Consider the following 15823-nt stretch of genomic DNA (forward strand, 5'->3'; position numbering starts at 1 on the left):
TGATGCGGCGAATACTGGTGCTCGGCCTGTTGCTGGCCAGCCTGTGCGGATGCAGCAACCTGCTGTTCTTTCCGCAAAAAGGTGTGCCGTTTACCCCCGCGGTGGCCAAACTCGACTACCGCGACGTCACCCTCACCGCCGCAGACGGCACGCGCCTGCATGCCTGGTGGCTGCCCGTAAAACCCGGCGTGGCGCTCAACGGCACGGTGCTGCACCTGCACGGCAATGGCGGCAACGTGGCCACCCATTTGGGCGGCAGCTACTGGTTGCCGGAACAGGGCTACAACGTGCTGCTGCTTGATTACCGGGGCTACGGCAACTCCGAAGGCAAGCCGGATCTTCCCAGCGTTTACCAAGACATTGACGCCGCCTTCGCTTGGTTGAACACCGCCCCCGAAACCCAACGCCAGCCGCTGTACGTACTCGGGCAAAGCCTCGGCGGCGCCCTGGCGGTGCACTACCTCAGCAAGCACCCGGAGCAGGCCAAACGCCTGAGCGCCCTGGTGCTGGATGGCGTGCCGGCCAGCTACCGCGACATTGCTCAACTGACCCTGAGCAACTCGTGGCTGACCTGGCCGCTGCAGGTGCCGCTGTCGTGGCTGGTGCCCGACGGCGACAGCGCGCTCGCCGCCATTGGCAATTTGCCGCAGCTGCCGTTGTTGATCTACCAGAGCATCGACGATACGGTCGTGCCCCTTTCCAACGGCGTGAGCTTGTATCAAGCTGCGCGCCCGCCGCGAGTGTTCCAGCCCACGCGTGGCGGCCATGTGCAAACCTTCGCAGACCCCGTATGGCGGCAAGTAATGCTCATGTTCCTCAGCGACCCCACCGGCTTTACCGGCCTGCGGCGCCTGGCTGAAGTGCCCAACACCCCGACTTCCGATTCAAAAGCAGAGACAGCGCAATGAGCGAACAACGCGATGCAATTCCCCTGATCATCACCGGCGTGTGCAGCATCATCGGCACCGTGGCCGCGCTCTGGTACTACGGCTACCTGCACATCGCCAAACCCGAAGACGCGTTGCTGCTCTCCGAATTCACCATGCTCAAGACTGTGCCGGGCGAGGACTACAAGGTCTCCCTGGAACCGGCCGCGCAGGTGGCGCAGTGCGTGGATGGGGTGGTGGTGTTGTTTGATACCGAGCAGAAGGGTTTGACCGGTGTGCTGGTGGATAACCGTAAGAAGGCCGTGCGGTGTATTGGGCAGGAAACGCCGCAGAAGACGGAGTGATTGGGTGGTTGGGTTATGAAAAGCCGCTTTTCGGAGCGGTTTTTTTATGGCTGCGAGACCGACGTTTTCGTTTGGGGCCGGTGTTTTTTAAACTAATCACCGTCATTCCCGCGCAGGCGGGAATCCAGAGTTTTGGATGCAACCGCAGTTTCCGGTCCCATCAGAAACCGCTTTTTGCTTCCGATCTTCGTCCCGTCCACCATTCTGGATTCCCGCGTGCGCGGGAATGACAGAGGTTTTTGTTAAGTCATTCGTCATCACCGTGAGAATGGCGGATGAATCGGCAAAAACCTCCGTCGTCCTCGCGAAAGCGGGGACCCAGAATGTCGGAGCGGACGATGAACTCCGTCATGACGCTGGATTCCGAATCGTCGGACCGCCGCCTGTGCGGGAATGGCGGATGGCTCGGCAAAAACCTCCGTCATTCCCGCGAAAGCGGGAATCCAGAGTTTCGGATCGACCGCTGTTTTCGGACCCATCAGAAACCGCTTTTGCTTCCGATCTTCGTCCCGTCCAACATTCTGGATTCCCGCGTGCGCGGGAATGACGGGGGTTTTTATTAAGTCATCCGTCATTCTCGTGAGAGTCGCGGATGAATCGGCAAAAACCTCCGTCGTCCTCGCGAAAGCGGGGACCCAGAATGCCGGAGCGGATGATGAACTCCGGCATGACTCTGGATTCCAGATCGTCGGACCGCCGCGTGCGCGGGAATGACGGGGGTTTTTGTTAAGGCACGCGTCAGAGCCCCGGCATCGGTGTATTTCCCAACCCTCACACCGTCCCCGCCCGCAACAACCGCAACCCGTTAAACACCACCAGCAAACTCGCCCCCATATCCGCAAATACCGCCATCCACAGACTGCCCATTCCCGCCAACGTCAGGCCGAGAAACACCACCTTTATCCCCAGCGCCAGCGCAATGTTCTGCATCAGCACCGCATGGGTGCGGCGTGACAGGCGGATAAACACGGGCAGCTTGCGCAAGTCGTCGTCCATCAACGCCACGCTCGCTGTTTCAATGGCGGTGTCGGTGCCCGCTGCGCCCATGGCGAAACCAATGTCGGCGCGGGCCAGGGCCGGGGCGTCGTTGATGCCGTCGCCGACCATGCCGACCCGCTGCCCGCCTTCCTGCCGTTGGCGGATAAACGCCAGCTTCTCTTCCGGCAGCAGATTGCCTTGCGCCTCATCGATACCCACTTGCGCGGCAATGGCAGCAGCCGTATGGGGGTTATCGCCGGTGAGCATCAGGGTTTTAACGCCCAGCTTGTGCAACTCGCTAACGGCTTCGCGACTGGTTTCGCGCACCGCATCGGCCACCGCAAACAATGCCAGCGGACCGTTGCCGTCGAGCAGCACAATGGCGGTTTTGCCTTGGCGCTCCAGGGTGTCGAGCTGGGCTTCCAGTTCGCTTGAGCACAGGCCCAGCTCTTCCACCAGGCGGTGATTGCCCAAGTGATACAGCGCGCCGTCGACCGTTGCTTTCACGCCCCGGCCGGGCAGGGCGACTACGTCCTCAACCGCCACCTGCTCAACTTGCTCAGCCTGCGCCGCACGGGCCAGCGCCTGCGACACCGGGTGGTCCGAGCGCGCGGCCAGGCTAGCGGCGATTGCTCGCGCATGAGGCTGGTCACCGAGCAGCACCACATCGGTTTGCTGCGGACGACCGTGGGTCAGCGTGCCGGTTTTATCCAGCGCCACCCAGGCCAATTGCCGGCCCATTTCCAGAAACACGCCGCCCTTGACCAAAATGCCCGAGCGCGCCGCCGCTGCCAGACCGCTCACCAGCGTCACCGGCGTCGAAATCACCAGCGCACAAGGGCAAGCGATCACCAGCAGCACCAGGGCTTTGTAGATCCAGTCCAGCCAGGCGCCGCCCAGTACCAGCGGCGGCACCACGGCGGTGAGCAAGGCAATGGCGAACACGGTGGGCGTGTAGATGCGTGAGAAACGATCGACGAAGCGCTGCGTCGGCGCCTTCGAACTTTGCGCTTCTTCCACGGCATGAATGATGCGCGCCAGGGTGCTGTCGTCGGCCGCGCGAGTGGTGCGGTATTCCAGCTCGCCTTCGCCGTTAATGCTGCCGGCGAATAGCACGTCGTCCGGGGCTTTTTCCACGGGCATGCTTTCTCCGGTGATCGGCGCTTGGTTCACGCTGGAACGTCCGGCTAGCACCTCACCGTCCAGGGCAATACGCTCACCAGGGCGCACGCGCACGTGGCTGCCCAGCTCGACTTCAGCGACTTGCACCTCGCGCCATTGGCCGTCGACCTTCACGGTCGCCTGTGCCGGGGTTAAATCCAGCAGGCCACGGATCGCCCGACGCGCACGGTCGAGCGACTTCGCCTCGATCAGCTCGGCAATCGCAAACAGCACGCTGACCATCGCCGCTTCCGGCCACTGGCCAATCAGCAGCGCGCCAGTGACGGCGATGCTCATCAGGGCGTTGATATTGAGGTTGCGGTTTTTCAGGGCGATCAGGCCCTTGCGGTAGGTGGGCAGACCGGCGCCGGCAATGGCGGCCAACGCGAAAGCGGCGATCAGCCAGGTCGGGCCGGCGCCGGTCCACTCCAGCACTTCCGACACCAATGCCGCCACACCGGCTGCCGCCAGGGGCCACCAGGGTTTCTGTGCGGCAGCGGGTGCAGGCGTGGCGCTGTCCACCGGTTCGCCGGTCATGCCGAGGCTGGCGATAATTTGCTGCAGCGGTTGCAACTCGGCAAAGCGGTGCTGCACGCGCAGCACGCGCTGGATGAGGTTGAATTCCAGCGCCTCTACTTCTTTCACCTTGCCCAGCGCATCGCGAAGCAGGCGTTCTTCGGTGGGGCAATCCATCGCGTCGATGCGCAGGCTGCTCCAGCGCAATTCACCGGTCGCGCCGCTGACCGCCACGGCCGACGCCGGCGCCGTCTCGTGATGATGGTCGCAACAGTGGTGGTGATCGTGGCTCATGGTCCGCTCCGTTAGCGCGTCTCGAGTTGACGCTATGAAAGCGATTGCACACCCTGTAGCTACTACAGAGTCAACAGGCGAAAAGGCACACGATGAAAATTGGCGAACTGGCACGACTGACCGACTGCCCCGTGGAGACCATCCGCTACTACGAACGCGAAGGCCTGCTGCCTGAACCGGCGCGCTCGGAAGGCAATTACCGGCAATACACGCAAGTGCATGTCGAGCGCCTGGCGTTTATCCGTCACTGCCGCTCGCTGGACATGACCCAGCAGGAAATCCGCGAATTGCTGGCGTTGCGCGACGCGCCCGAAGCGGATTGCGCCGCCGCCAATCGCTTGATCGACGAACACATCCATCACGTGGAAGTGCGAATTAACGAATTACGCGCTTTGCAGGATCAGTTACGGGATTTGCGCGCGCATTGCCAGGTGGTGGGCAATAGCGAGGCGTGCGGCATCCTGCGTGAGTTGGAACAGCCGGCGCCGCCTGCGGTGGCGAGCGAGGCGTGTATTGAGGCAGGGCATCTACACGTGCCGGGGGTGCACAAGCGGCATTGAGCTGTTTGCCCAAGAGCTTCGCGGCTTATCGAAATGCTGCCCAGCCGCTCCCACAGGACGGTGAAATCTGTGGGAGCGGCTTCAGCCGCGATGCTCTTTGATCTGCAAAAAAAACGCCCGCATCTGCGGGCGTTTTCATATCGCGAGCTACCTTACAAAACCCGCGGCGCCACCGGAGCATTGCCATCGGCAATGGTCACTTCAACGCGACGGTTCAGCGTGCGCGAATCCGCTGTGGCGTTGCTGGCCACTGGATAGTCTTTGCCGAAACCGTGGGTAGTGATGCGCGTCGGCGAAACGCCCATGGCCACCAGTGCGCTACGCACCGAGTCGGCACGTGCTTGCGACAGGCGCAGGTTGTGGTCGGTGGTGCCGGTGTTGTCAGTGAAGCCTTCCACTACAACCTGGCTGTTCGGGTTCTGCTGCAAATAAGTGCCCAACTGCTGCACGTTGCGCAGACCGTTCGGGGTCAGCTCGGCGCGATCGATCTGGAACAGCACGTCGCCCAGAGTGACCACGGTGCCGCGCGGGGTCTGCTTGGATTGCAGCTGCTGCAGCAGGGTGTCGACCTGTTTGTTACGCGCATCCAGTTGCGCCTGGGTGCGCAAGGCCGGGGCGTTGGCCAGTTGTTGCTCAGCTTGTTTTTGCAGCAGGGTTTGGCGCGCGACTTCTACGCGCTGGTTGCTGATGTAGGCGAGCTGGTCGACCTGGGCTTGCGGCTTGCCATCGGCGTAGGCGATGTCGGCGCGGGCCAGCATGTCGGCGGCTTCCTTGGTTTCCAGCGCGGCCAGGGTTTGCGCTTGCGGCTGGGCGGTGAGGGCCGAGTAGTTGCTGTGCGCTTGGTCCAGGTTCGGGTTCGGCTTGGAGGCGCAGGCCACCAATGCCAGGCTCAGAACCGACAGGGCAGAAACTGAAATCAACTTGTTCATAGGGGATTGTCCTTATCTAAGCGAGGGCGCGATCGATGCGAGGGGCGGGGCCCGTTACTGCACGATGATCGGCGTACGAGCGCCTTCTTCACGGATTTGCTGAACGCCTTGTTGCGAGTCCTTCAGCATTTTCTGCGCCTTGGTTGCCAGGGCAGTGCGTTCGGCTACGCGGGCGTCCCACTCGGCTTGTTCAGCCAACAGGCGCGCTTGCTCATATTCGTCTTCGCGCAGCAGTTGCTCAGCTTGGGTGAGCTTGTCTTGTGCGGCTTTCATTTGTACCGGTGCGTACTCGGCGCCGCCGGCTGCGGCCGCACTTTTCACCACGGTATTGGTGACGGCGAACTGCTCGGTCGGTGGGTTGCCGGCACAGCCGGTCAACAGCAGGCTGCCGCCCAGAGCGAGGGCCGCCAGCAAAGTAGATTTCGAGGTGACAGCAGGATTTGTCTTCATGATATTCCGCTCCATTGGTATTTCTCCACAGATGTCTTCACTCAAGACAACTTGCCTTCCAGATGCATGCTTAGTAGCGCTATTTAGCCGACGATGGCGACTAGTTTGCGGCTAGTGGCTGATGCGCTGGCTTACTCGTTACGACTGGAGGGCTGCGAAAAATGTTCAACATAATTGACGATAAGCGGTGCTTATTTGTCGGAGCGAAACGCGCAAACGCCCGCCGCAGCGGGCTTGCAGCGATGCAATTAATTTAATGGCATGGCGCTGAAAATCGCTGCGGCGGGCTTTGGTAAAGGCGAATGTAGTTAGTGATTGGTGCTGTCGAGTTGCTCGCTCAGCAGGTGCAGGTGTTTTTTCGACAGTTCTAAAAAGCGCGGTGTGGGGCCGACGTCTTCGTAGAGCGGGTCGCCCTGCTCGTCGGTGGCAACTACATGGGTACCTTTTACGTACGGCAGGCCAGCTTCGAGTTCTTCAAGCGCGGCGCCGATCAGTTCGCCGAGCAGTTCGTGCGGCTGGCGTTTGGGATACATCTCGGCCAGCGCGGCCAGGCGCGCGGCGGCTTCCAGGTCGAGGTGTACTTCGTAAGGGCTGCGGGTCAGGCGGCCGGTGGCATCGTTTTCCCATTGGCGAACCAGTTCGCGAATCTTCATAGCGTCCTCAGGTGTCTGACGAGAATGAGCACCCAGCAGCCGAGCAGCGGGCGCCGGGCTTACAGGGTTGAGACTAGACCGCTGCGCATTCGAGCGGCACCGTTCGTCGCACCCTTGCAAGACCATGGCGCATTCACGACGCTGCTCGCGAAGTGGCCAACGCGGGTTAAGCTCAAGCGCATGCGTGCATCAACAACAATGAATCGGCAGCGGAGAAGTGCGAATGGCTGAAATCGACGCGCGGTTGCGTGAGGACGTCCACCTGCTCGGTGAACTGCTCGGCGAAACCATTGGCGCCCAGCGGGGCGAGGGGTTTGTCGACAAGATCGAGCGCATTCGTAAAGGCGCGAAAGCAGCCCGTCAGGGCTCGGCGAAAGGCGCGGCGCAACTGACAAGCACCCTCGACAGTTTGCAAGAAGACGAACTGCTGCCCGTGGCGCGGGCGTTTAACCAGTTCCTCAACCTGGCCAACATTGCCGAGCAATATCACCAGGTCCGCCGCTTGGGGCCGCAAGAACCGCCGCGCTTCGAAGCCGAGGTGCTGCCGCAATTGCTGGAGCGTTTGAAGCAGGACGGTAACAGCGCCGAGGTATTGGCCCGCCACCTGAGCCGTCTGGAAATCGAGCTGGTGCTGACGGCGCACCCGACCGAAGTGTCGCGCCGCACCCTGATCCAGAAGTACGACGCCATCGCCGCGCAGCTGGCCGCGCAGGATCACAGTGACCTCTCGCCCGCCGAGCGCAACCAGATCAAACAGCGGTTGCACCGCCTGATCGCCGAGGCGTGGCACACCGAAGAAATTCGCCGTACACGGCCGAGTCCGGTAGACGAAGCCAAGTGGGGCTTCGCGGTAATCGAGCATTCGCTGTGGAAAGCGGTGCCCAAATACCTGCGTGGCGCCGATGACGCGCTGTATGCCGCCACCGGCCTCCGCTTGCCACTGACGGCGGCGCCGATTCGCTTCGCTTCCTGGATGGGCGGCGACCGTGATGGCAACCCTAATGTCACCGCGCCTATTACCCGCGAAGTGTTATTGCTGGCGCGCTGGATGGCGGCGGATTTGTACCTGCGCGATGTCGATAACCTGGCCGGTGAGCTGTCGATGCAGCAGTGCAACGCCGCCGTGCGCGAGCTGGTGGGCGACAGCCCGGAACCGTATCGCGCGCTGCTTAAACAACTGCGCGAACGCCTCAAAGCCACCCGCGCCTGGGCCGAAGCGGCGCTGCATGGCGACCTCGCGCCGTCGGCAGCGGTGCTGCACAGCAACAACGAATTGCTGGAGCCGCTGGAGCGCTGCTACCACTCGCTGCATGAGTGCGGCATGGGCGTGATCGCTAACGGCCCGCTGCTCGATTGCCTGCGCAACGCCGCCACGTTTGGCTTGTTTCTGGTGCGTTTGGACGTTCGCCAGGACTCGACCCGCCACGCCTCGGCCATGAGCGAAATCACCGACTTCCTCGGCCTGGGCCGCTATCAGGACTGGGACGAGGAAACCCGCGTGGCCTTTTTGCTGCGCGAGCTCAGCAACCGTCGGCCTTTGTTACCGGCTCATTACCAAGCCTCGGCCGACACCGCCGAGGTGCTCGCCACCTGCAAAGTGGTGGCGCAGGCGCCGCAGGCTTCGCTCGGTTCGTATGTCATTTCCATGGCCGGTGCGCCTTCGGATGTGCTGGCGGTGCAACTGCTATTAAAAGAAGCCGGGTTGCAACGCCCGATCCGGGTGGTGCCACTGTTTGAAACCCTGGCGGATCTAGAGAACGCCGGCCCGGCCATTGACCGCTTGCTGGGCTTGCCGGGCTATCGCTCCCGTTTGCATGGCCCGCAGGAAGTGATGATTGGCTATTCCGACTCGGCCAAAGACGCTGGCACCACCGCAGCCGCCTGGGCGCAGTACCGCGCGCAGGAAGCGCTGGTGAACGTTTGCCGCGAGCACCAAGTGGAACTGCTGCTGTTCCACGGCCGTGGTGGCACGGTTGGGCGCGGTGGCGGTCCCGCCCACGCGGCGATTCTGTCGCAGCCGCCGGGTTCGGTGGCGGGTCGGTTCCGCACCACGGAGCAGGGCGAGATGATTCGCTTCAAGTTCGGTCTGCCCGACATCGCCGAGCAAAACCTCAACCTGTACCTGGCCGCCGTGCTGGAAGCCACGGTGCAACCGCCACCCGTGCCAGAACCGGCTTGGCGCGAGCTGATGAGCAAGCTGGCTGAAGACGGCGTGGCTGGCTACCGCGCCGTAGTGCGCGAGCATCCGCAATTCGTTGAGTACTTCCGCCAAGCCACGCCAGAGCAGGAGCTGGGCCGGTTGCCGTTGGGCAGCCGGCCTGCCAAACGTCGCGAAGGCGGGGTGGAAAGTTTGCGGGCGATTCCGTGGATATTCGCCTGGACGCAAACGCGCCTGATGCTGCCGGCCTGGCTGGGCTGGGAAGCGGCGCTGGGCAACGCGCTGGAGCGGAGCGAGGGCGAGCTGCTGGCCGAGATGCGCGAGCGTTGGCCGTTCTTCCGCACGCGCATCGACATGCTGGAGATGGTGCTGGCCAAAGCAGACGCCGCCATTGCCGGTTTGTACGACGAACGTCTGGTGTCAGACGAGCTGCGACCGCTGGGTGCGCATTTACGCGACCTATTGTCGCAGGCGGGGTCCTGTGTACTGACCCTGACTGGTCAGTCGCAGCTGTTGGCGCACAGTCCTCAGACGTTGTCGGCCTTCACTGTAAGGAACACTTACCTCGACCCGTTGCATCTTCTGCAGGCCGAGCTGCTGGCCCGTTCTAGACAGTCCGAGCGCCAGGCAGACAGCCCGTTGGAGCAAGCGCTGCTGGTCAGCGTGGCAGGTATTGCAGCGGGGTTGCGCAACACCGGTTAAGGCATTGGCGACGGGCCTGGAAAGGGCATTCCAGATGCCTTGAAAGGCCCGGTTTGCTCATACTTTCGGTGGCTTGTGCGGTGCCGGTGCGCTGTGTATCTTGATCAACCTTTTGGCCGCTCCGTGCTGCCGGGACCTATACCGAGATTGGCCCAACGAGGCGAATCCGACGAGTTCTATTCAATCTTGAGGAGCACAGAGATGCGCGTGATTCTGTTGGGAGCGCCCGGTGCCGGCAAAGGTACCCAGGCTCGCTTCATCACCGAGAAATTCAACATTCCACAGATCTCGACCGGCGACATGCTGCGCGCAGCCGTCAAAGCGGGTACCGAGCTGGGTCTGCAGGTGAAGGGCGTGATGGACAGCGGCGGTCTGGTTTCCGATGACCTGATTATCGGCCTGATCAAAGAGCGCATCGCTCAAGCAGATTGCGCCAATGGCTTCTTGTTCGACGGCTTCCCGCGCACCATTCCTCAGGCCGAAGCCTTGAAAGACGCCGGCGTGAAGTTGGACCACGTGGTGGAAATCTCGGTAGACGACGAAGAAATCGTTCAGCGCATCTCCGGTCGCCGCGTTCACGCTGACTCCGGCCGCGTTTACCACCTGATTTACAGCCCGCCCAAAGTGGAAGGCAAAGACGACGTCACCGGCGAAGACTTGGTGCAGCGCGTGGATGACACCGAAGCCACCGTGCGCAACCGCCTGCGGGTTTACCACGATCAAACCAAGCCGCTGGTGAACTTCTACCAGCAGCTGTCCGCCGCTGAAGGCACGCCCAAGTACAGCTACATCGAAGGCGTTGGCTCGGTGGAAGACATCACCGCCAAGGTTCTCGCGGCCCTGAGCTAAGCGAACCGACCCGCTTCAAACCAACGGCCCGCTTGCGGGCCGTTGGCGTTTATACTGCGCAGCGTTTTTTTCGACCAAAACCCTGGATACCCCGAATGAGCACTCTGCTGGCCCTGGATACCGCAACCGAAGCTTGCTCCGTTGCCTTGCTGCATGACGGCAAAGTGCTGAGCCACTACGAAGTGATTCCGCGCCTGCATGCTCAGCGCTTGCTGCCGATGATCAAAGACCTGCTGGCCGAGGGCGGCATCAGCCTGTCGGCAGTCGATGCGATTGCCTTCGGCCGTGGCCCTGGGGCGTTTACCGGGGTGCGTATCGCCATCGGCGTGGTTCAAGGCTTGGCATTTGCGCTGGATCGACCGGTGCTGCCGGTGTCGAACCTGGCCGTTCTGGCACAGCGCGCACTGCGCGAGCACGGCGCGCAGCAAGTGGCGAGCGCCATCGACGCGCGCATGGACGAAGTGTATTGGGGTTGTTACCGCGCCGAGCAGGGCGAAATGCGTTTAGCCGGCGTGGAAGCGGTGTTGCCGCCCGAACAGGCGAACCTGCCGCGCGACGCCAGCGGCGACTGGTTCGGCGCCGGCACCGGCTGGGGCACCTTCGCGGCGCGCATTCCGGTAGCGGTGGTCGGCCAGGAACCGGCCATGCTGCCCCACGCGCTGGACTTGCTCACCCTGGCACAAGGCGCCTGGGCCCGTGGCGAAGCGCTGCCGGCGGATCAGGCGCAGCCGGTTTACCTGCGTGACAACGTGGCCACGCCCAAAGCGGCGCCTTGACCGTCCGGCGCTAAAACGTCCCGCTTGTAAGTAATTTCCGACTAGCTGTGTAAGCCCGGATTGCGCTTATAAATCGACTCTGGTTACATACCCGACACATAGATTGGCCGTAGTTGCGATTGGCCAATGTCTGTCAGCCATTTCCGATACTTTTGCTAGAGAAGTACGAGCAGTAATGCGCATCGACGGTTTTACCTCCTCTTACACGCTGGATCGCACCCCTCGTCCGGGAAGCGCGGTCACGCCTTTTCGCGAGATTCAGCGCGAGCAAGAGGCGCGTCGTGAGGTACCCGCGTCCCCGTCGACCACGCAAGGTATCGAAAGCACCCCTCAGCAACGCCGTGTGCAAGCCAGCAACGCCAGCAGCGACAGCCTGCCGGCCCGCTCGCAAGACGTGTACACCCAGCGCAGCGGCGTAAGCGCCCGCGCTCAGCAGGCACTGGCCAGCTACGCCAGCACCGCCAGCTACTCGAACGAAACCGACGCCACGGAAATTCTCGGCCTCGATACGTACGCCTGAAGCCTGGATGCTTCCCTATTTCCTCGGATGTCCTTCCTGGAGTGAACCTGCCTGGCGCGGTGATCTGTATCCCGATTCCGCCCGCAGCGCCGACTTTCTCGGCCTCTACGCCCACGTCTTCAACACCGTTGAGGGCAACACCACTTTCTACGCCCAGCCCTCGGAAGCTACCGTGCAACGCTGGGCCGAGCAGATGCCGGAACACTTTCGCTTCTGCGCCAAATTGCCCCGCGACATCAGTCACAGCAGCGACCTTTATGCCCAGCTCGACGCCGCGCACGCCTTCGTCCGCCTGCTAAAACCGTTGGGTCAACGTGTGGCACCGTATTGGTTGCAGTTGCCCGCCAAGTTCGGCCCGCAGCGCCTGGCCGAGCTGCAAGCGTTTATCGCTGAGCTGGCTGTGCCGTTGGCGGTGGAGGTTCGCCATCCCGCGTTCTTTGCCAAAGGTGAAGATGAGCGAGCGCTGAATCGGATGCTGCTCGGTCAGGGCGTCGAGCGCGTGTGCCTGGATTCGCGGGCATTGTTCAGTTGCGTGTCCAACGACCCCGCGGTGCTCCACGCGCAGGCGAAAAAGCCGCGGTTGCCGACTCGGCCGGCGGCATTCACGCAGTTCCCACAGCTTCGTTTTATTGGCCGTCCCGAGTTGGAGGCCAATGACGCGTTTATGCAGCCTTGGCTGAGCAAGGTGGCCGGTTGGATTGAAGAGGGGCGTACGCCTTATGTGTTTCTGCACACGCCCGACAACGTATTGGCTGCGCAACTGGCGCGACGGTTTCACCAGCAGTTGCGCGAGTTGCTGCCCGGTTTGCCGACGTTGCCGGAATTAGAGGTCGAACCGGCGGCAGAGCAGTTGGGTCTGCTTTAAGGTTGACGCCGACGCCAGCCCCACCCATCAGACCCAACAGAACGCAGGACGCCCCCATGCCCTCGCAACTCGAACGCGCCCACGCCTTCCAACAACTCCACGTCGGCGACGGCGCGTTTGTAATCCCCAATCCGTGGGATGCCGGCTCGGCGAAAATGCTCGCCAGCCTCGGCTACAACGCCTTGGCCACCACCAGTGCCGGCTTGGCATTTTCCCTCGGGCGACCCGATGCCGAAGGCGCGCTGTCGCTGGAGGAAAACCTCGCCAACGCGCAGTCCATCGTCGCTGCCACCGCTTTGCCCGTGGCGGGCGATCTGGAAAACGGTTTTGCCGATGACCCCGAAGGCTGCGCCGTCTGCATTCAACGTGCGGCTGCCGTCGGCCTGGTCGGCGGTTCCATCGAAGACGCCAGCGGCCGCAGCGAGGCGCCGATCTACGATTTCCAACTGGCGGTAGAGCGCGTTCAGGCCGCCGTCGCCGCCGCGCGCAACCTGGCGTTTCCCTTCACCCTCACGGCGCGGGCCGAAAATCTGTTGAATGGCCGCGACGATCTGGCCGACACCATCCGCCGGCTGCAAGCGTTCGCCGAAGCGGGTGCCGACGTGTTGTTCGCGCCGGGCCTGCGTTCGGTGCAGGAGATTGAAACGGTGGTGCGCGCCCTGGCGCCCAAGCCGGTGAACGTATTGATGGGCTTGTCTGGCGTGGCGCTCACCGTGGCGCAATTGCAGGCTTTGGGCGTGAAGCGCATCAGCGTCGGCTCGTCCTTGGCCCGCGCGGCCTACGGTGAATTCTTCCGCGCCGCCCAGGCCATTCAGCAAGAAGGCCGCTTCACGTTCGCCGAGCAGGCGATGCCGTTCCAACAGCTGAACAACCTGTTCAAGGGCTGACGGTGCGCGGGTTGCTCAAATTGTTAATCGTCCTCGTGGTTCTGGGCGCCGCGCCGTTCGCGGTGTGGCGCGGCTGGTGGCAGGTGCCGCCACAGTGGAACCCATGGGCGCCGCTGGACGTGCGCCTGGCGCCGAACTGGCTGACACCGTGGAAAATGATGCGTCTGGGCCAGGACCGTGAGCTCTGCGCCCAAGCCTTGGCCACCTCGCCGGTGCGTTTTTTGCCGCTGGCCGACAACGCCGCCACGGCTAACTGTCCGCTGAGTAACGTGGTGCGGGTGCAAGGCGCACAGGTGGCCTTCAGCAGCAGCTTTATCGCCACGTGCCCGCTGGCGGTGGCCTTTGCCCTGTACGAGCGCCATGGCCTGCAACCGGCTGCGCAAGCGGTGTACGGCCAGGCGGTGACGCGCATCGACCATCTCGGCAGCTTCGCCTGCCGCAACATCGGCAACAGCTCACGGCGCAGCCAGCACGCCAGCGCTAATGCCCTGGACATCGCCGGTTTTCGTCTGGCCGATGGCCGCCGCATTACCGTAGCGCGGGACTGGAACGGCGACGATGACGAGGCGCGCTTTCTGCGCCTGGCCCGCGATGCCGGCTGCAAAGCGTTCAACGTCACCCTGAGCCCGGAATACAACGCCGCGCACCACGACCATTTCCACCTCGACATGGGCATGTTTCGCCTCTGTCGCTAGGCTCTGGCAGAATGCCGCGCCCCTTTATCACGAGCCGCCAGCCCATGAGCGATCACATTCCCAGCGTTGTAGTGCGTGCCGAAGCGTTGGCGCCGGCCTTTACCGAGGCCGCTGCGCAGTGGGCCGCGCGCCTGGGCCTGCCGCTGGAAGGCGAGGCCGATTTTGCGCTGCAACTGGGCGACGGCGGTTTGCAGTTGGCCGACCTGGGCCCGCAGGCGCCGGGGCCGGTGCGGGTCGATTTCGTCGAAGGGGCGGTGGCGCATCGGCGCTTGTTTGGCGGCGGCACGGGGCAAATGATCGCCAAAGCGGTCGGCGTGCAACCGGGCGTGCGGCCTTCGGTACTGGATGCCACGGCGGGCCTGGGGCGTGATGCGTTTGTGCTGGCGAGCCTGGGATGCCAGACGGCGATGATCGAGCGTCAGCCACTGATTGCCGCGTTGCTTGAAGACGGCCTGGCGCGCGCCAAAGGTGATGAAGAGGTGGGCGCGACTGTGGCGCAGATGCGCTTGCTGGTCGGCAACGCCATCGAATTGATGCGCGGCTGGGAAGGGGAGGCGCCGCAGGTGATTTACCTCGACCCGATGTTTCCCCATCGCGACAAAAGCGCGCTGGTGAAAAAGGAAATGCGCCTGTTCCGCCCGCTGGTGGGCGACGACCTCGATGCCCCGGCGCTACTCGAAGCGGCGCTGGCATTGGCCAGCCACCGCGTGGTGGTCAAGCGCCCGCGCAAGGCGCCGATCATTGCCGGCCCCAAGCCCAGCTATGCGCTGGACGGCAAGTCGAGCCGCTACGATATCTACCCGAAAAAAGCGCTGAAACCTTAAAGCGCCCCCAACACCGCAATCCTGTAGGAGCGGCTTCAGCCGCGAGCTTTTAATTCTTCAATTCAACGCGGCAAATAAGCCCGCACAAACATCGCCACCGCGTCGGCAATCTGCTCCTCGGTGGAGCACAGCTCGTCTTCGGCATTGCAGCCAATCAGCAGCCGGAAGTTGATGCCGCCTTTGAGCAGGCACAGGAAATGCTCGGCGGCCAGCTCCGCATTTTCGATGTGTAATTTTCCTATCTGGTCGGCTCTGCGCAGCAAACCGGCCATTTCGTCGTGCACGACCTTCGGGCCGGACTCGTAAAACATCTTCGCCAGCTTTGGGTCCTGGCTGCCTAGGGAAATCATCACGCGGTGCAGTTCGATGGACTCGCGGCTGCTGACCAGGCAGTGAAACGCCTGGGCAATATTGAGCAGCACGGTTTCGATGGGCGCGGTTTCCAGCAGCTCGAAAATCACCAACGGCATCTGTTCTTCGCACTTGGCGCGCACCGCCATGGAGAACAGTGTCTCCTTGTCGGTGAAGTGGCTGTACACCGTGAGCTTGGAAACGCCGGCTTCGGCGGCAATCGCATCCATGCTGCAACCGTCGTAACCCAGGCGCAGAAACAGGTTCTTGGCGGCATCAAGAATGGCGGCGCGCTTTGTAAGGTCTTTCGGACGACCGGGTCCGCTGTGGCGGTAATAGATTGTCTGACATTTCGCGTTTTATTACTGGACTGGCGAGTTTGCTATTTTTACTATACCGCCCAGTACAATTATTCAAAGCCTTA

15 protein-coding genes and 1 pseudogene are annotated in these 15823 nt (G+C 62.6%); 11 read left to right on the plus strand and 5 right to left on the minus strand.

The window, feature by feature from the left end; all coding sequences use genetic code 11:
* Window positions 1-2 precede the first annotated feature (2 nt).
* Together ACZZZP_RS04285 and ACZZZP_RS04290 are read left to right on the plus strand one after the other, a co-directional pair.
* Complete coding sequence (locus tag ACZZZP_RS04285) at window positions 3-908, plus strand: alpha/beta hydrolase (protein WP_463381904.1); 906 nt, start codon at window positions 3-5, stop codon at window positions 906-908.
* Window positions 905-1231: a hypothetical protein gene (locus ACZZZP_RS04290; protein ID WP_122492730.1), complete on the plus strand. Its 327-nt coding sequence runs from the start codon at window positions 905-907 to the stop codon at window positions 1229-1231. The genes ACZZZP_RS04285 and ACZZZP_RS04290 overlap by 4 nt, the downstream gene beginning before the upstream one ends.
* Window positions 1232-2002: 771 nt before the next feature.
* On the opposite strand, the gene ACZZZP_RS04295 is transcribed toward ACZZZP_RS04290, so the two are convergent.
* Window positions 2003-4180 (minus strand): heavy metal translocating P-type ATPase, encoded by a 2178-nt coding sequence (locus ACZZZP_RS04295; protein ID WP_463381905.1) that lies wholly within the window; start codon window positions 4178-4180, stop codon window positions 2003-2005.
* 92 nt (window positions 4181-4272) lie between these two features.
* On the opposite strand from ACZZZP_RS04295, the gene cadR reads away from it, so the two are divergent.
* Window positions 4273-4740: a Cd(II)/Pb(II)-responsive transcriptional regulator gene (gene cadR, locus ACZZZP_RS04300; RefSeq protein ID WP_463381906.1), complete on the plus strand. Its 468-nt coding sequence runs from the start codon at window positions 4273-4275 to the stop codon at window positions 4738-4740.
* A 152-nt stretch (window positions 4741-4892) separates the two neighbouring features.
* Here cadR and ACZZZP_RS04305 read toward each other — a convergent pair whose 3' ends face one another.
* From ACZZZP_RS04305 to ACZZZP_RS04315, 3 genes are all read right to left on the minus strand, one after another.
* Window positions 4893-5669 carry an OmpA family protein gene (locus ACZZZP_RS04305; RefSeq protein ID WP_463381907.1) on the minus strand — a complete coding sequence of 259 codons (777 nt, stop codon included), beginning with the start codon at window positions 5667-5669 and terminating at the stop codon, window positions 4893-4895.
* Window positions 5670-5723: 54 nt separating this feature from the next.
* Complete coding sequence (locus tag ACZZZP_RS04310; protein ID WP_463381908.1) at window positions 5724-6134, minus strand: DUF4398 domain-containing protein; 411 nt, start codon at window positions 6132-6134, stop codon at window positions 5724-5726.
* Between the two features lie 293 nt (window positions 6135-6427).
* Window positions 6428-6772: a pilin assembly protein gene (locus ACZZZP_RS04315; RefSeq protein ID WP_463381909.1), complete on the minus strand. Its 345-nt coding sequence runs from the start codon at window positions 6770-6772 to the stop codon at window positions 6428-6430.
* Window positions 6773-6995: 223 nt separating this feature from the next.
* On the opposite strand from ACZZZP_RS04315, the gene ppc reads away from it, so the two are divergent.
* From ppc to ACZZZP_RS04355, 8 genes are all read left to right on the plus strand, one after another.
* Window positions 6996-9632 (plus strand): phosphoenolpyruvate carboxylase, encoded by a 2637-nt coding sequence (gene ppc, locus ACZZZP_RS04320; protein ID WP_463381910.1) that lies wholly within the window; start codon window positions 6996-6998, stop codon window positions 9630-9632.
* 201 nt (window positions 9633-9833) lie between these two features.
* Entirely contained in the window at window positions 9834-10481 is a 648-nt protein-coding gene (gene adk / locus ACZZZP_RS04325) for an adenylate kinase (RefSeq protein ID WP_463381911.1), read from the plus strand.
* 95 nt (window positions 10482-10576) lie between these two features.
* Window positions 10577-11257, plus strand: coding sequence for a tRNA (adenosine(37)-N6)-threonylcarbamoyltransferase complex dimerization subunit type 1 TsaB (gene tsaB / locus ACZZZP_RS04330; protein WP_463381912.1), 681 nt, complete (start codon window positions 10577-10579; stop codon window positions 11255-11257).
* 175 nt (window positions 11258-11432) lie between these two features.
* Window positions 11433-11777, plus strand: a complete 345-nt coding sequence (locus tag ACZZZP_RS04335) for a hypothetical protein (RefSeq protein WP_463381913.1) — start codon at window positions 11433-11435, stop codon at window positions 11775-11777.
* A 7-nt stretch (window positions 11778-11784) separates the two neighbouring features.
* Entirely contained in the window at window positions 11785-12642 is an 858-nt protein-coding gene (locus ACZZZP_RS04340; RefSeq protein WP_463381914.1) for a DUF72 domain-containing protein, read from the plus strand.
* A 56-nt stretch (window positions 12643-12698) separates the two neighbouring features.
* Complete coding sequence (locus ACZZZP_RS04345; protein ID WP_463381915.1) at window positions 12699-13529, plus strand: isocitrate lyase/PEP mutase family protein; 831 nt, start codon at window positions 12699-12701, stop codon at window positions 13527-13529.
* 2 nt (window positions 13530-13531) lie between these two features.
* Window positions 13532-14224 (plus strand): extensin-like domain-containing protein, encoded by a 693-nt coding sequence (locus ACZZZP_RS04350; RefSeq protein WP_463381916.1) that lies wholly within the window; start codon window positions 13532-13534, stop codon window positions 14222-14224.
* Window positions 14225-14268: 44 nt separating this feature from the next.
* Window positions 14269-15048, plus strand: coding sequence for a class I SAM-dependent methyltransferase (locus ACZZZP_RS04355; RefSeq protein WP_463381917.1), 780 nt, complete (start codon window positions 14269-14271; stop codon window positions 15046-15048).
* 62 nt (window positions 15049-15110) lie between these two features.
* On the opposite strand, the pseudogene ACZZZP_RS04360 reads toward ACZZZP_RS04355, so the two are convergent.
* Window positions 15111-15750, minus strand: a pseudogene (locus ACZZZP_RS04360) (TetR/AcrR family transcriptional regulator).
* Between the last annotated feature and the right edge of the window lie 73 nt (window positions 15751-15823).

This window comes from Pseudomonas sp. AC211, from assembly GCF_979258055.1.

Excerpts from the sequence above, each read along its gene's own strand:
- ACZZZP_RS04285 (WP_463381904.1), top strand. The coding sequence starts at position 3 with ATGCGGCGAATACTGGTGCTCGGCCTGTTGCTGGCCAGCCTGTGCGGA.
- ACZZZP_RS04290 (WP_122492730.1), top strand. The coding sequence starts at position 905 with ATGAGCGAACAACGCGATGCAATTCCCCTGATCATCACCGGCGTGTGC.
- ACZZZP_RS04295 (WP_463381905.1), bottom strand. The coding sequence starts at position 4,180 with ATGAGCCACGATCACCACCACTGTTGCGACCATCATCACGAGACGGCG.
- cadR (WP_463381906.1), top strand. The coding sequence starts at position 4,273 with ATGAAAATTGGCGAACTGGCACGACTGACCGACTGCCCCGTGGAGACC.
- ACZZZP_RS04305 (WP_463381907.1), bottom strand. The coding sequence starts at position 5,669 with ATGAACAAGTTGATTTCAGTTTCTGCCCTGTCGGTTCTGAGCCTGGCA.
- ACZZZP_RS04310 (WP_463381908.1), bottom strand. The coding sequence starts at position 6,134 with ATGGAGCGGAATATCATGAAGACAAATCCTGCTGTCACCTCGAAATCT.
- ACZZZP_RS04315 (WP_463381909.1), bottom strand. The coding sequence starts at position 6,772 with ATGAAGATTCGCGAACTGGTTCGCCAATGGGAAAACGATGCCACCGGC.
- ppc (WP_463381910.1), top strand. The coding sequence starts at position 6,996 with ATGGCTGAAATCGACGCGCGGTTGCGTGAGGACGTCCACCTGCTCGGT.
- adk (WP_463381911.1), top strand. The coding sequence starts at position 9,834 with ATGCGCGTGATTCTGTTGGGAGCGCCCGGTGCCGGCAAAGGTACCCAG.
- tsaB (WP_463381912.1), top strand. The coding sequence starts at position 10,577 with ATGAGCACTCTGCTGGCCCTGGATACCGCAACCGAAGCTTGCTCCGTT.
- ACZZZP_RS04335 (WP_463381913.1), top strand. The coding sequence starts at position 11,433 with ATGCGCATCGACGGTTTTACCTCCTCTTACACGCTGGATCGCACCCCT.
- ACZZZP_RS04340 (WP_463381914.1), top strand. The coding sequence starts at position 11,785 with ATGCTTCCCTATTTCCTCGGATGTCCTTCCTGGAGTGAACCTGCCTGG.
- ACZZZP_RS04345 (WP_463381915.1), top strand. The coding sequence starts at position 12,699 with ATGCCCTCGCAACTCGAACGCGCCCACGCCTTCCAACAACTCCACGTC.
- ACZZZP_RS04355 (WP_463381917.1), top strand. The coding sequence starts at position 14,269 with ATGAGCGATCACATTCCCAGCGTTGTAGTGCGTGCCGAAGCGTTGGCG.